Source organism: Halochromatium roseum, assembly GCF_016653315.1.
GTDB lineage: Bacteria > Pseudomonadota > Gammaproteobacteria > Chromatiales > Chromatiaceae > Lamprobacter > Lamprobacter roseus.
Map to the genome: position 1 here is coordinate 374011 of NZ_NHSH01000057.1, position 13790 is coordinate 387800.

The window sequence follows — 13790 nt, forward strand, 5'->3', positions numbered from 1 at the left end:
CTCAGACCGCCAGGTCAGCGATATGGAAGCCGGCATAGGTGTGCACCCGATCCAACGGCTGCAGCTGCGCCGCCAGTTCGGGATGAAACTGCAGACAATCACGCAAACGCCCGCGCTCGGGACTCACCTCAAGCGCCTCTAAGTAGCTCGGCGCGGCATGCGCGCTGCGGAAGATGATGCGCGCATCGGCGCGCGCGCGCTCAAGGATCAGGGCCCATTCCTCGGCCAAGGCCTGAGGCGCATAGCTGCTCATCCAGTCCATGTGGTCGAGAAGCACATACTTCGAGAAACGCTGCCGGGTGCTGGCGAGGAGCTCTGAGACCGTCGAGGTATGCAGCTCGATACAGTCGGCCCTGCCCTGCTTCAGCGCGGTGAAGTTATCTGGCTTCAGGTATTCCGGGCAACAGTCTGGCGTATAGCGACCGTTCACATAGACCGCCCAGAAATAGTTGGTCCAGACTGGCAGTTGCCGGAACACGTAGTCGATCGACTCGCGCACAAAGCCGGCGACACCACGCTCATGCTGCTCCTGCACCTCCTTGCGCTGCGGATGCGGCACACCGAGCATGCTCATGGTCAGCTGTCTGGAGAGCGTCCAGTTGATGGTCGGCGACCAGATCAGCGGCTGCACCCGAGTGTCATAGACGTGGCGCTGATCGTCGAGCGAGCGCGTTTCGAACAGCTCGCAGATGCTCGCCGCGAGCCTTGGCCGCACCCGCAGATAGGCGTGGAAGCTCTTCGCAACGACGCCCGACAGACCATGGAAATAGAAGCTGCCGCGCGGATGGCCAAACCAGCGCACACGCTTGTCCCAGAACGACTGCGCGAACGGGCTCAGCTCAGCGCGTAGCTCAGCCCGGTAGAGGCGCTCGAAACCGGGGTGGTGGCCATGGCCAAAGGCGGCGAAGAAGTCGTCGAACTCGAGCCGCCGAATGCCTGCCAGCTTCAGCTCCAGCAGCGCATTCTGGCGCGGATTGGCGTCGACCGCATGAATCGCGGCTGGTCCTACCAAGGCATAGTCGAGCACATTACATCCGGCACTGGTGATCACCAGGATACGGTCATCAGGGCCGATGTTGAGCACCAAACGATCGACGGCAGGGTCTTCCCAGCAGGTGTTGTAGACCAGTGCGCGCGAATAGATGGCGTCGAACACCTTCTGATCAAAACGATCGGCGAGGCTGGGTTTGGTCGTCACGAGCATGGCAGGGTCGCCTCGGTGGCAATGAAGCCGAACAAGATTATCAAGCCAAGGTGACGATACCGTTGCAGCCTCAAGACGATGCGATTGCAGTCGCTTGGCAGGCCAGCGTCGAAATGCTGCTCGAGTCCGATCAGCAAGACTGCCCGCCACTTCGCTTCTAATCAGCGCGCTGAAGGCGCCCATAGAGCGTGATCAGATGCTTGATCCGCTGCGCGAGCTGCGCATCGAGCTGATCCCACTGAAAGCGCCAACGCCAGTTACCCGTCGGCACCCCAGGCCGGTTCATCCGATGATCGCCATCAAGCCCCATCAGATCCTGCATCGGCACCACCGCCAGGTCAGACCGCGAGGCAAAAGCGGCGCGGGTCATCGGCCATGGCATCGGCTCCTGAGAATGCCCGAGGTAGTCATCGACATGCTGACGCAGACCCTCATCAAGGGCTTCATACCAACCTAATGAGGTGTCGTTATCGTGAGTCCCGGTGTAGCAGACTGAATCGCGCCCGTGATGGAAGGGCAGATAAGGGTTGGCAGCCCCCCCTTCGAAGGCGAACTGGAGCACCTTCATGCCGGGCATCCGGTACCGTCGCCTCAAGGCATCGACCTCATCGGTGATCACCCCAAGGTCCTCGGCAATCAGCGGCAAGACCCCAAATTCGTCTCGCAAGCGCATGAACAGCGCATCGCCCTTCGCCTTGACCCAGGTTCCGTTCATCGCCGTCTCTTCCTCGGCGGGCACCTCCCAGTAGGCCTCAAAGCCGCGGAAATGATCGATGCGGATCATGTCGAACAAGCGCAGCTGAGTGCGCATCCGATCCAGCCAGAAGCGAAAGCCGTTCTTCTCCAGCTGCTCCCAGCGATAGAGCGGGTTGCCCCAACGCTGGCCAGTTGCCGAGAAGTAATCCGGTGGCACGCCGGCGACCACGCGGCAGGTGCCGTCGGCATTAAGGTCAAAGTCCCCTGGACGGGCCCAGACCTCGGCGCTGTCATGGGCAACAAAGATCGGCATGTCACCAAATAGACGCACCCCGCGCTCATTCGCGTGCGCGCGCAGCGCGTCCCATTGGCGAAAGAAGACGAACTGCTCGAAACGGATGTAATCGATGGTCTTTCCCAGCCGCCGACGGGCTTGGCCAAGGCTTCGTCCGTCGCGGTTACGCAGCCCTTTCGGCCATTGCCACCAAGGCGCCTCGCGCTCCTCGTGAATGGCGCGATAGAGCGCATAGTCGTCAAGCCAGAAGCGCTGCGAATCACAGAATTGGTCGAGTTCCGCGCGTTCTTCCGCGGAAGCCGCTCCCAAGAAGCCCTGATGCGCTTGACGCAGACGCTCAAGCTTGGCCGCGTCGCTATCGGCCAGGCCCCGATCAGCAGGCAGCCAACCCCGCGCCACCAACGGCTCGAGGCCGATCAGCCGCGCGCTGCCGGCATGCGCCGAGCTGGTTTGATAAGGCGAATCGCCGGCCTGCGGCGGACCGATCGGCAGCATCTGCCAGACACTGACGCCGGCATCGGCGAGGAAATTGACAAAATTAAAGGCCTCCGAGCCAAGGTCACCGCAGGGTCCCCCGCCAGGTAGCGAGGTTAGGTGCAACAAGACGCCGGCACGGCGCTGGTCGAGGCAGTCGGTCGCAGGGGCTTCGTGCATAGAAATACAGCTTGGTCGAGATGACGAGTGTGAAGGAAACCGCTAGCGCGCCCGCCGCATCAGCTCTTATAGCCAGCAGCGACCAGCCGCGCGATAAACTTAAGGTCAGCGTATTCGGTTGATGCTTTGGCCGAGCATCTCCGGTGTCACCAGGGTAACGCCACCTTCGGACACATAGAGTCCGGCCGCCATGTCCTCAGCGCGATCGCAACCGATGCGCATGCCTTCCGGAAGCCGGCACCAGTGGTCGACGATGGCGCGACGGACCACACAACCGCGCCCGATATCCGCATTCGGTAGGATCACACTGTCCTCGACATGTGCGAACGAGTGCACCCGCACATTTGAGAACAACAGCGAGTGGCGCACCAGCGCGCCGGAGATGATGCAGCCGCCGGAGACCATCGAATCGACCGCCATACCGCGGCGGATATCGTTATCGAAGACAAACTTGGCCGGCGGTAGCTGCTCCTGATAGGTCCAGATAGGCCACTCATCGTCATAGAGACTGAGTGGTGGGGTCACTCCGATCAGTTCCAGGTTCGCTTCCCAAAAGGCATCGATGGTGCCGACATCACGCCAGTAGGCCTGGGCGCCACTGTGCGGATCACGGAATGGATAGGTCATCACGCGATAGCGTTCGATCGCGCGCGGGATCACGTCCTTACCGAAATCATGGCTAGAACCCGGCATATCGGCGTCAGCGATGACCTGTTCAAACAGGAAATCTCGATTGAACACGTAGATGCCCATCGACGCCAATGCGATGTTGTCCCGGTCTGGCAGCGAGGGCGGATCGGCCGGCTTCTCGAGAAAGGCGCGCACACGCTGTTCATCATCGACGCTGATGACGCCAAAGCCCGAAGCCCGTTCGCGCTCGACCTCGATGCAGCCGATCGTCATATCGGCGCCGGATTCGACATGCTGCGCGATCATCGGTCCATAGTCCATCTGGTAGATATGGTCGCCAGCCAGCACCAAAACGTACTCGGGATCGTGGCTGCGAATGATGTCTAAATTTTGAAATACCGCGTCGGCGGTACCGGCGTACCAAGCGGTTTCAGCCACCCGTTGCTGCGCCGGCCACAGCTCGACGAACTCGCCGAACTCACCGCGGAGGAAGCCCCAGCCCTTCTGAATGTGTAGGATCAGCGAATGCGCCTTGTATTGCGTCAATACCCCGATACGGCGAATTCCGGAGTTGATGCAATTCGAGAGCGGAAAGTCGACGATGCGAAACTTGCCACCGAACGGCACCGCGGGCTTCGAGCGCCATTGCGTGAGCTGACGCAACCGCGAGCCGCGACCGCCGGCCAGGATCAGCGCCAAGGTGTTTCGCGTCAGACGACTAACGAAACGTGGGTTGTCTTCCGCCATGCTGAACCTCCGGACGCAAGCGCCGATTCGAGGTGGATGCAAGGGGCCGACTCGACAGCCGGACCTCAGCCAACCTTGCAGAACGCGCCATCCAGCGCGGTTGACGGCAACAATACGGCTCAGCCAGTTGACGGCAACCATCCGAGCCGGTGCATTCCATCGCTATGGTAACATCGTCGGCGTAAAGAGCCTCAGGATACCGATACACATGCCCGAGAGTCAGCTTCGTTACCCTAACCTTCCCGAGCCGTTGCTGCGGATCGTCGAGGCCCGACATCACGACCCCTTCGAGGTCCTCGGGCGTCACGACCAAGGTGACGGCAATGTCATCGTTCGCGTCTTGTTACCGCGCGCCGAGCGGGTACGTATCGGCAAGGGCGATATTGAACTCAGCCGCATCGAAGGAACCGACCTCTTCGTCTGGGAGGGACCAGCGAGCGCCGTCGATGACGACTATCAGATCAGCTGGTACGACAAGCAGGGGCAGGTTCATATCCAGCACGATCCCTACAGCTTCGGCCCCCAGATCCCGGACTTCGACCTGCATCTCTTCGGGGAGGGTCGCCACTGGCACGCCTATCGCTTTCTTGGCGCCTATCAACTAGAGGTTGATGGCATCACCGGCTTCCAGTTCGGCGTCTGGGCGCCTGGTGCGACCCGAGTCAGCGTCGTCGGCGAATTCAACAACTGGGACGGTCGTGAGCATCAGATGCGGGTTCGCCCCGGCTCCGGGGTCTGGGAGTTGTTCATCCCCGGACTGGACGCAGAGTCGCTGTACAAGTTCGAGCTGCGCTCCGCCGAGGGCGTGCCGATGGTCAAGATCGACCCCTACGCCAGCGCCTTTCAAGAGCGTCCGGATAATGCTTGCATCCTGCACGCCCCGAGTGACTTCGTCTGGACCGACCAGGACTGGCTCGAGGCACGCGCCAAGAACAACTGGCAGCAGCAGCCGATGTCCGTCTATGAGGTGCATCTCGGCTCTTGGCGCCGCGCCGAGGACGGCAGCTTCCTCAACTACCGCGAGCTCGCCGAGCAGTTGGCCGAACACTGCAAGGAGCTGGGCTTCACCCACCTCGAGCTACTACCGATCACCGAACATCCGCTGGATGCCTCCTGGGGCTATCAGGCGACGGGTTATTTCGCGCCAACCGCACGCTTCGGCACGCCTGATGATTTCCGTTATTTCGTCAACTATCTGCACGCGCGGGGCATCGGCGTGCTGCTCGACTGGGTACCAGCCCACTTCCCGCGCGATACCGTCGCACTGGCTCGTTTCGACGGCACCGCGCTGTACGAGCATGCCGACCCGCGCCAGGGCGAACATAAAGATTGGGGCACGCTGATCTTCAACTATGGCCGCCACGAGGTGAAGAACTTTCTCCTCTCGAGCGCCCTCTTCTGGCTCGATGAGTACCACATCGACGGCCTGCGCGTCGACGCCGTGGCCTCAATGCTCTACCTCGACTACTCGCGTAATGACGGTGAGTGGATACCCAACAAGTACGGCGGCAACGAGAACCTGGACGCGGTTGAGCTGTTGCGCCAGCTCAACACCGTGACCCATGAGCAACATCCTGGCTCGCTGATGATCGCCGAGGAATCGACCTCCTGGCCGCAGGTCTCGCGGCCGACTTATCTGGGCGGTCTCGGCTTCAGTATGAAATGGAACATGGGCTGGATGCACGACACCCTATCGTACATGGAGAAGGACCCGATCTATCGCCACTACCACCATGACCTGCTGACCTTCGGTCTGCTTTACGCCTTCACCGAGAACTTCGTGCTGCCGTTCAGCCATGACGAGGTCGTGCACGGTAAGAAGTCGATGCTCGACAAGATGCCCGGTGATGCCTGGCAGAAGTTCGCCTCGCTGCGCCTGCTCTACACCTTCATGTTCAGCTATCCGGGCAAGAAGCTGCTGTTCCAGGGCTGCGAGTTTGCACAGGGTCGTGAGTGGAACTTTGATGCCGCCGCCGAGTGGGAGCTGCTCGAACGACCGCAGCATCAGGGCGTGAAGACAATCGTCGCCGATCTCAACCAGCTCTACCGCACCGAACCGGCATTGCACGAGGTCGACTTCGAAAGCTCAGGCTTCGAGTGGATCGACTGCCACGACTCCAGCCAGTCGGTATTGAGCTATCTGCGCAAGTCCAAAGACGGCAAGCAGCTGGTCGCCTGCGCCTTCAATTTCACCCCGGTCCCGCGCGAGAACTACCGCATCGGCGTCCCGGTCGAGGGCTACTATCGCGAGGCCGTCAACTCCGACGCCGAACTCTATGGTGGCAGCAACGTCGGTAATCGGGGCGGCGTGCATTCAGAGCGCAGCAGCTGGATGGGCCGCCCCTACTCGATCCCGCTCGCGTTGCCGCCGCTGGCAGGTGTCATCATGGTGCTCGAACCAAGCTCGGCTGCATCCGATGACGCCAATGCCGCCGACGCGTCGAGCCCAACTGCACCCATCTTGGCCGAAGGTCGAGCCGCGCGGAACACGACTGACACTGATCAGAGCGGCTCCGATAACGCGACCAACTCACCAGCGGCAACCGCCGCTGCTGATACCCAGTTTACCACCTACCCCATGGAGTCGAGCCGATGAAGCGACAACCATTCAGCCTGCTTGCACTCGTCTTGCTCATCCTTGCCAACCTGGCCGCTGCCGTCGAGCGCGGGCCGGCCGTACCCGACTATCCGTTTCAAGAGGTCGCCGCCGGCGTCTACGTGATCCAAGGCCCCATCGCCTATCCATCCCCTGAGAATCAGGGCTTCATGAACAACCCGGCCTGGGTGGTGACCGACGCTGGCGTCGTCGTGATCGATCCGGGCGCCAGTGTTCAGAGCGGCGAGATGGTCCTGCGCGCACTGCGCAAGGTGACCGAAGCCCCGATCATTGCGGTGCTCAACACGCACGTTCACGGCGATCACTGGCTAGGCAACCAGGCGATCCAGGCCGCTTACCCGGACGTACCGATCTATGCCCATCCCAACATGATCGAAGCCATCGAGAACGGTGCCGGCGAGCAATGGCTCGACCTGATGCTAAGGGCCACCGAAGGCGCGACTGCCGGCACTGAGGCGGTAGGACCCACCCAAGCCGTCGGCGGTGAAACCGAACTACAGCTCGGCGGACTCACCTATCGCATTCATCATTGGGGACAGGCGCATACCAACAATGACCTCATGATCGAGATCCCCGAGCGCGCTGTGCTCTTTGCCGCCGACAACGCCAACAACCAGCGTATCGTGCGCTTTGATGACGCCTCGTTTGCAGGTCTCATCGACACACTGGAACGCGCCAAGGCGCTTCCGGTCAAGGTCGTCGTACCGGGCCACGGCCCGGTTGGCGGCCCTGAGATCATTGAGGAGAATCTCGTCTACGTCGCGACCCTCCGTGAAGCGGTGGCTGAGCTGTTCGATGCCGGCATGAGCGATTTCGAGATGAAGGCCCCCATCGCCAAACGCCTCAGCGCCTACCAGGACTGGGCTGGCTTCGAGGACGAACTCGGCAAGCACATTTCACTGGCCTATCTGGAAGTGGAGGCCGAGGCCTTCTGAGATTTTTCAGCGTTCGCATGCGACAAGGTACGACCCTTATCATTCTGATGCTGCTCCTCGTCCTGCCGGTTCAGGCCGATGAGGGCATGCATCCGGTACTTGAGGATACCTATAACGCCCTGGATCAGATCCGCGATACCCGGCAAAATCAGCTAGAGGGCTATCTTCAACGGCTGCAGCAACTGGCCGGCCAGGCATCCACCGACGTCCATTTTCAGGACTACTTCAAGATCAAGCAGCGCTATCACCAGCTGCAGGGACAGTTGCCGGCGCCGCCCGAGGTGGTTCAGAGCATCGAACAGCTCAAGAACTCCATCCGCGATCACTATCTCCAACACTACTCGATCTTCCATGACATCTTGTTCGTCGACAAGAGTGGATTCGTCCTTTCTACCATCCGGCACGAGCGGGACTATCACGAGCACTTGTTTTCGGGTCGGCTGGCTGAATCGGCGCTGTCTCGCCAACTGTTGCGCGATCCGGAGCGATCGTTTGTGGATTACGATTTCTATTGGGCGTCGGATGAACCATCGGCCTTTTTTGTCGAGCCCATGGTCATCGACGGCCAAAGGCAGGGCTGGCTGGTTTGCCAGTCTGCCCTAAACCGGATCAACAGGATCTTCACCCGAGAAGATGATCTGGGCCAGACTGGAGAGGTCTTTCTCGCCAATCGTCGCCACCAGATGCTCACGGCCAGCCGACTGCACCCCGACCAGGGGGCGTTGCTACGGCACCTGGCCGCGAAAAACCTGGAGCCCAAATTTTCCCAGGGCGAGGGACACCGGCGAGTGATCGATTACCGAGGCTACCCGGTGCTGACCTCGTTTACCCTCTGCCGCGTCCAGGACAGCGATTGGCTGCTGGTCGCCAAGATCGACGAAGACGAGATCCTAACCAACCACTTCCGGCAACAGCACGCGGAAGATGTTTCGCTCCTTGAGCGCTATCTCCCAGTGGGCGATCCGGCTTTCTGCGCCGAGCATGTGCTGCCCGGAGATGGCACCATCGTGGACATGGACGAGTTTCGCTCGTCTGCTGATGCGCCCCTGTTGACATTCGGTATTTCCACCTGCACCGGCCTGCTGATGATCCTTCCCAGCGGCGAGGCAATTCTGGGCCACGCCAGCGAGCGTGACCGGATCTACGGCGGAACGGAGACCGATCTGCTGGGCAATATGTTGCGCGATATCAAAAGATTTCGGTTACTGCCTTACGAGGTGCGCGACCTCAAGGTGGTGCTGGTTGCTCCTCACGATCGGAGCCTAGGCGGCGCGGTGCAGCGTCTGCTCGCTGAGGGTTTGCTGCTTTCCCAGATCCGTTTCGCCCGTGTGGCCGAGGCCGAAAGCGCCACCCTGACACACGATCCTCGGCAGGGCAGCACCCTAGTGCGTTGGCGATTGTCGGAGTCGGCGGGTCTGCGTTGGCAATGCCTGGATGATCTGGAAGATCTAGGACAGGTCTACCAGAGCGCGATTGCCTATCCGTTGGAAACAAACCGACCGCGATAGGCAGTTCCGAAAACCCATCATCACGCCAATGACAGCTGGAAAGCAACCTGCTCCTCGCCGTCGTCCGGATGACGATTCCCGCGGAGCAAAAAACAGCTAATCGTTCTTCGTCGTATCGATCTTGAGCGGAATGTACGCGAAGCAGGTACGCTTCCAACTCGTAAAGAGCAGCACCAGCGCGATGACCGTCAGGAGCATTTGAAGCGCCATGGCGGGGATAAAAAAGCTAATGGTGATGATCACAGCGGCCGCGATCAAACGGATGTTGCTATCGCCGTTGCCGACGTTCTTAGGTAAGGCCATGGAGGTTTTTCCTTTGTAAATTTAGATGTTTAACTGTTTAGCCGTGAGCTGGTCGCCGGCTCGCTCGGGTGGCCGATGGCCGATCCAACTTCGCACCGGGGGCATATCGAGCGACCAGAAAGTCGAGCCAGTTGGTCGAGCCTGCTGAGTCTAACAAAGTCGCGGACCTCGCGGCGCTGCTCGATGAGTCGAATGCCTTGTTCAAGCAGCGGCAGGCCGATGCAGAGGAACAGTGAGGATTACCTCTCCAAAAAGGCATTGACACTCAGGCTCCGCGGCAGCAAGCGCCCGCTAGGGCCTGGGGACATGGTCACGATCTGGCGTGAGTCCTCCGGACCATAGCTGACATGAATCGGCTGATCCGCGCCATAGAAGTAGAGCCGGTCGAATGGTGTATTCGCTGCCACCCACTCGGCCACCTCGCGCATGTCTTCGTCCTCGATGATGAAGTCCACCGCTGCACCCAGACGGGGGCAGATCAGATTGCCAAGGCGATTACGCTCATGCGCGGCATGCTGATCGCGTTTCGGATCGATGCGCCCTGGGATCTGCCGCGCCAGCGCTGGCGAGCAAAAGCCATAAGTCAGGCGGATCATCCCGAACCAGTCGATCACCGGGTCTAACACCTGCTCTGCCAGCTCCAGCAGCGCCCTGTAGCTATCAGCGCGCTGCGGACGATTGTCGAACTCGCCCGCAGCCCGCAGACGCTGCCAGGTCTCGCCACACTCAATCAACTGCCGAAAGGTCAGGAACCGCCCGCAAGCATCATCTAGTGCCGGTATCGTCTGTAATCGGCGCAGGCGCAGCCCATCCAGTTGCCAGTGGTGGCGAGCCAAGATTGCGGTCAGCTCCATCGCCGGAGGGCCATAGCCGGCAAGGCTAAACAGCCCTTTTGCCGCGAGCTGCTCCAGCGTGTCATCGAATGCCAACTGCTGTGGATAACCCGGAAATTCCTCATTAATGTAGCGCGATTTGCGGTACAGGAATGGCGGCTCGAACTGCTCGCCGTAGCCAAACAGGTCGACATCCTGGTCGCGCATCTTGATTTTCACACGTTCCAACAGGCGCGGTAGCGCCTGCCCCTCAAAGTCGTCGAAGCGCATCAGCGTCAGCTTGCCAGAGCCGATATGGAAGCTCTGGATTGGCGCCGAAAAGCCATAGCGAACCATGGCGGTGCGCTGACGCGCGGCCTCCCAGCCCGCATGCAAGGGTGCGCCATCGTCGGCCGCCGTCTCGACCTCATCGACATCAAGATTGCCCAGCGGCAGCAACGCATGGCCATCGATGCGATAACCTTTCTCTCGGACCAACGCCAACCACTGGCGCTGATAGCCGATACGGGTGCTATCCTCGAACAGGCCGATCGCCTCTGCTGCCGCTGTCAGCGCTACATATTCATCATGACGCGGATGATCGCTCGGCAGTAGCAGTTCCTTACGATGCAGGATCGGCGGGTTGAGGGAGTCGGCGTAGGTGCGATAGCCGATCTCACCCGTGCTCGGCTCAAAGCGCCAGCTCTCGCGCAGCGCTGGGAAGGGGTCATCGAAGAAGTGGGGATAATGAAGCAGCGCCACCTGGCCGTCGGCATCCAAGCGCAGCACATTGAACCGCTCGCCCCGCTCCAGCCCGGCAGCCAGCTCCGCCTGCCTGACGGCCTGCTCCCAAGCCTCGCGGCGAGCCTCATCGAGAGCCGCCAGCGTCTCGACATGCAGGTAGGTTCGACGGCCGATCACTTTGCCTGGCATATCTTCACTCATGCTGGTTTACCGCACCCGTGGGAATGATCGATGACGACCGAGGGCTCACAGACAATAACGCGATGCTGGGTGCTGAGCGAAAGACCTTTATACTGACAGAATCGGTGACGTTGAGGTTAGCCGCGCTTGGGCAAGCACAAGGGGGAGAGGCCACGATGACGAAGGGTCAAACCAATCAAGAATGCCACTGGATGCCAGCGCTACGCGCGGCGGTGGCAACCGGCTCTCACGAGCGTGTCGCCGAGGTCTTCAGCCTGCTGATCTGGCAAGACGGCGAGCGGATCAGCGTTCGAGCCAAGACCTTCCTCGAGCAATTCGCGCCAAGCTACTTCGCCGAAAAGGGCTTGACGGCGGCAACCATCGAAGAGCGTCTGCGCATGGAGACATTCAGCGCCAGTGTGCTCGCCTACCTAGACGGTCGAGGCGTCGAGATCGAACTCTCGGTCGAACGCGACATCGCCACCTGGATCGAAGCCAACGCCCCGGCCATGGTCAGCGCCAACCTGAAGCTAATGGAGCAGCAGCTTGGGCCAGACGGCTTCGCGGCCCACCGGGATCAAGTCAAGCTGCATCAGTTGATCAGTCTCAAGATCTACGAGGCGGTGCAGCAGCGCGCCTTGGAAAAGGTCTGGGCCGACATCGAGGCGGATCTGGCCGAGGTGATGGCCGCGGCGGCGCGCTAGCCAGTCAGCAGCGGCACATTCCTCACCAGGCAAGCGCCTTGCCGCTCACCAGTCATCGTCTTCCACATCCATGTACCTGCGCATACTCTCGAGCCAGATCGGCATCCCAGCCTTAATGGTCTGATTCAGATCCTTGACCACATGCTGCTCAACCTCACCGCGCTCGGCGAGAAAGGCATAGAATTTTTTCAAGCTCGCGGCATTGCCTTTGATACTCGACTCACTCGACCACATGGCCTTGCGGATGAACCAATCGCCAAGGAACTCCGCCACATACTCCGCGCCATTGCGCGCATTAACGGCCTCGTAGTACTGGAGAAAATGCTCAAGAAAGAACGAGATGTTGGTGACGTGGCGATCAACGGTTGCATCTGAAAGACCGGCGTCTCCAAGCCATTGCTCAAAAGCGGACAACAACCGCTCGTTGTCTTTCTCAATCTGCCCGGGATCGGACTGAATCTCTTTATTGCTAGACATCTCATACCTCGAGTTGATCGAGTCTCATCGTCAAGCGCATCGCCTTTCGCGATCCCATCACGCAGCTTGCACACCGGCGTCGAGCTGTTTGGCCCGGTCTGGCGCGGATAGTCGTCGCTTTCGTTCAGGATCAGGATGACCATGAAATACAAAGGCGCTCGCTGCCTCGCGCGCCAGCTCCGGCCGCTCCCGCACCCAGCGCAGCTGCACGGCGCCATCGAAGAATCGTTCGTCGTTGAACCGAACCAGATCGCTGATTTTCATGGACCGCTCTCTATCGAGAAATCAATGTTGACTGAGCAGGCTCTCTAAACTGTCGGCGGATAAGATGGCTGCTGACCAGTCCTCCAAGACTGGCATGATCTGCTTGCGTCAGGCGTTGTTCGGCCCAATCCGGTAGCTCGCCGAATTTCAGCTGGATCTGCTTGCCGAGAAGCCGTCGGGCTTCTTCTTTCTGGCCCTCTTGCCGTCCCTGCTCTATAAATCGCTCGGAAAATCGCATCATGGCTGAAGCCTCTTGCGGATAACGGTGACGGGGTACTACCAATATTCACATTCCAACCCTGAGAGACCTCACGTGTCTCGGGCTTGTCGTTGATATGAATTTCCAGAATATCGTCATCGGCATAATAGGTTGTCTTCATTGGCATGAAAGTAATCAGGCTCTGAGGAGCGCATTCAGCCAGCGCTCGCCCTCACGATCAGGGCGACGATCGGCGGTTATCCAGCTCTCGACCAACTTCAACGCGGGCACCCTGCAGAGCAGTTTCGCCAACCCTGCTTCGTCGAGATCGGTGAAACGCCGGCCGCCGTGCACTCGCTGGCCGCGCCCGTACTTGAACGAAACGTAGAGAATTCCGCCGGCTCTCAGTGCCCGAGCCAAGCGCTGCATGATCTCCGGCAACTCTGCCAAAGGCACGTGCAACAGGCTAGCACAGGCCCAGATGCCATCGAAGCACCCGCACCAGTCGATGGCTTGGAAGCGACGGATCTCTACCGGCAGCCCGCAGTGCGCCTCGGCGAGCGCGGCTAAGGCTGGAGATGGCTCCATCGCCGTGACCGCATAACCCCGCTCGTTGAAGATCCGTGCATCGCGCCCGGAGCCACAGCCAGCATCAAGAATCGCCGCGCCCTCAGCCAGTTGGCGCAAGAACGGCTCGTAGAGCGACGACATGTCGACATCGACGGTGGTGGCGAAAAATGATTCCGCCTCAGCGTCGTAGTACGCCAGGGTGGGATCTGAACTCTGCATCAGGTTGCTCGAAGTATGCTTGCTGCCGCGCC

13 protein-coding genes are annotated in these 13790 nt (G+C 60.3%); 4 read left to right on the plus strand and 9 right to left on the minus strand.

From position 1 onward, the window contains the following. Position 1 precedes the first annotated feature (1 nt). The 3 genes from CCR96_RS13110 to glgC form a co-directional block, all read right to left on the minus strand. Positions 2 to 1204 carry a BtaA family protein gene (locus CCR96_RS13110; RefSeq protein ID WP_201220549.1) on the minus strand — a complete coding sequence of 401 codons (1203 nt, stop codon included), beginning with the start codon at positions 1202 to 1204 and terminating at the stop codon, positions 2 to 4. A gap of 157 nt (positions 1205 to 1361) precedes the next feature. Beyond that, complete coding sequence (gene malQ, locus CCR96_RS13115; protein ID WP_201220550.1) at positions 1362 to 2849, minus strand: 4-alpha-glucanotransferase; 1488 nt, start codon at positions 2847 to 2849, stop codon at positions 1362 to 1364. A gap of 105 nt (positions 2850 to 2954) precedes the next feature. Then, positions 2955 to 4226 carry a glucose-1-phosphate adenylyltransferase gene (gene glgC, locus CCR96_RS13120; protein ID WP_201220551.1) on the minus strand — a complete coding sequence of 424 codons (1272 nt, stop codon included), beginning with the start codon at positions 4224 to 4226 and terminating at the stop codon, positions 2955 to 2957. A gap of 208 nt (positions 4227 to 4434) precedes the next feature. Between glgC and glgB the strand changes: the two genes are divergently transcribed. Genes glgB through CCR96_RS13135 form a run of 3 tightly spaced genes read left to right on the plus strand, consistent with a single transcriptional unit; the run spans position 4435 to position 9286 of the window. Beyond that, positions 4435 to 6822, plus strand: coding sequence for a 1,4-alpha-glucan branching protein GlgB (gene glgB, locus CCR96_RS13125; protein ID WP_201220552.1), 2388 nt, complete (start codon positions 4435 to 4437; stop codon positions 6820 to 6822). Further along, positions 6819 to 7778 carry an MBL fold metallo-hydrolase gene (locus CCR96_RS13130; RefSeq protein WP_201220553.1) on the plus strand — a complete coding sequence of 320 codons (960 nt, stop codon included), beginning with the start codon at positions 6819 to 6821 and terminating at the stop codon, positions 7776 to 7778. The genes glgB and CCR96_RS13130 overlap by 4 nt, the downstream gene beginning before the upstream one ends. 47 nt (positions 7779 to 7825) lie before the next feature. After that, a complete protein-coding gene (locus CCR96_RS13135; protein ID WP_201220554.1) occupies positions 7826 to 9286 on the plus strand; it encodes a cache domain-containing protein in 1461 nt (486 codons plus the stop codon). Between the two features lie 96 nt (positions 9287 to 9382). On the opposite strand, the gene CCR96_RS13140 is transcribed toward CCR96_RS13135, so the two are convergent. Together CCR96_RS13140 and CCR96_RS13145 are read right to left on the minus strand one after the other, a co-directional pair. After that, positions 9383 to 9589 (minus strand): YgaP family membrane protein, encoded by a 207-nt coding sequence (locus tag CCR96_RS13140; protein ID WP_201220555.1) that lies wholly within the window; start codon positions 9587 to 9589, stop codon positions 9383 to 9385. A gap of 239 nt (positions 9590 to 9828) precedes the next feature. Continuing rightward, positions 9829 to 11334 (minus strand): class I SAM-dependent methyltransferase, encoded by a 1506-nt coding sequence (locus CCR96_RS13145; protein ID WP_242519029.1) that lies wholly within the window; start codon positions 11332 to 11334, stop codon positions 9829 to 9831. A 167-nt stretch (positions 11335 to 11501) separates the two neighbouring features. On the opposite strand from CCR96_RS13145, the gene CCR96_RS13150 reads away from it, so the two are divergent. Then, positions 11502 to 12029, plus strand: a complete 528-nt coding sequence (locus tag CCR96_RS13150) for a hypothetical protein (RefSeq protein ID WP_201220557.1) — start codon at positions 11502 to 11504, stop codon at positions 12027 to 12029. Positions 12030 to 12074: 45 nt separating this feature from the next. Here the strand turns inward: CCR96_RS13150 and CCR96_RS13155 are convergent, their stop codons facing one another. The 4 genes from CCR96_RS13155 to CCR96_RS13170 form a co-directional block, all read right to left on the minus strand. After that, entirely contained in the window at positions 12075 to 12506 is a 432-nt protein-coding gene (locus CCR96_RS13155) for a recombinase (protein WP_201220558.1), read from the minus strand. Between the two features lie 57 nt (positions 12507 to 12563). After that, positions 12564 to 12770, minus strand: coding sequence for a hypothetical protein (locus CCR96_RS13160; protein ID WP_201220559.1), 207 nt, complete (start codon positions 12768 to 12770; stop codon positions 12564 to 12566). Positions 12771 to 12780: 10 nt separating this feature from the next. Further along, positions 12781 to 13011 (minus strand): hypothetical protein, encoded by a 231-nt coding sequence (locus CCR96_RS13165; RefSeq protein ID WP_201220560.1) that lies wholly within the window; start codon positions 13009 to 13011, stop codon positions 12781 to 12783. A 153-nt stretch (positions 13012 to 13164) separates the two neighbouring features. Next, entirely contained in the window at positions 13165 to 13758 is a 594-nt protein-coding gene (locus CCR96_RS13170) for a class I SAM-dependent methyltransferase (RefSeq protein WP_201220561.1), read from the minus strand. Positions 13759 to 13790 lie beyond the last annotated feature (32 nt).

Bases quoted from the DNA above. Each gene is read 5' to 3' on its own strand.
- CCR96_RS13110 (WP_201220549.1), bottom strand. From the start codon at position 1,204: ATGCTCGTGACGACCAAACCCAGCCTCGCCGATCGTTTTGATCAGAAG.
- malQ (WP_201220550.1), bottom strand. From the start codon at position 2,849: ATGCACGAAGCCCCTGCGACCGACTGCCTCGACCAGCGCCGTGCCGGC.
- glgC (WP_201220551.1), bottom strand. From the start codon at position 4,226: ATGGCGGAAGACAACCCACGTTTCGTTAGTCGTCTGACGCGAAACACC.
- glgB (WP_201220552.1), top strand. From the start codon at position 4,435: ATGCCCGAGAGTCAGCTTCGTTACCCTAACCTTCCCGAGCCGTTGCTG.
- CCR96_RS13130 (WP_201220553.1), top strand. From the start codon at position 6,819: ATGAAGCGACAACCATTCAGCCTGCTTGCACTCGTCTTGCTCATCCTT.
- CCR96_RS13135 (WP_201220554.1), top strand. From the start codon at position 7,826: ATGCTGCTCCTCGTCCTGCCGGTTCAGGCCGATGAGGGCATGCATCCG.
- CCR96_RS13140 (WP_201220555.1), bottom strand. From the start codon at position 9,589: ATGGCCTTACCTAAGAACGTCGGCAACGGCGATAGCAACATCCGTTTG.
- CCR96_RS13145 (WP_242519029.1), bottom strand. From the start codon at position 11,334: ATGCCAGGCAAAGTGATCGGCCGTCGAACCTACCTGCATGTCGAGACG.
- CCR96_RS13150 (WP_201220557.1), top strand. From the start codon at position 11,502: ATGACGAAGGGTCAAACCAATCAAGAATGCCACTGGATGCCAGCGCTA.
- CCR96_RS13155 (WP_201220558.1), bottom strand. From the start codon at position 12,506: ATGTCTAGCAATAAAGAGATTCAGTCCGATCCCGGGCAGATTGAGAAA.
- CCR96_RS13160 (WP_201220559.1), bottom strand. From the start codon at position 12,770: ATGAAAATCAGCGATCTGGTTCGGTTCAACGACGAACGATTCTTCGAT.
- CCR96_RS13165 (WP_201220560.1), bottom strand. From the start codon at position 13,011: ATGATGCGATTTTCCGAGCGATTTATAGAGCAGGGACGGCAAGAGGGC.
- CCR96_RS13170 (WP_201220561.1), bottom strand. From the start codon at position 13,758: ATGCAGAGTTCAGATCCCACCCTGGCGTACTACGACGCTGAGGCGGAA.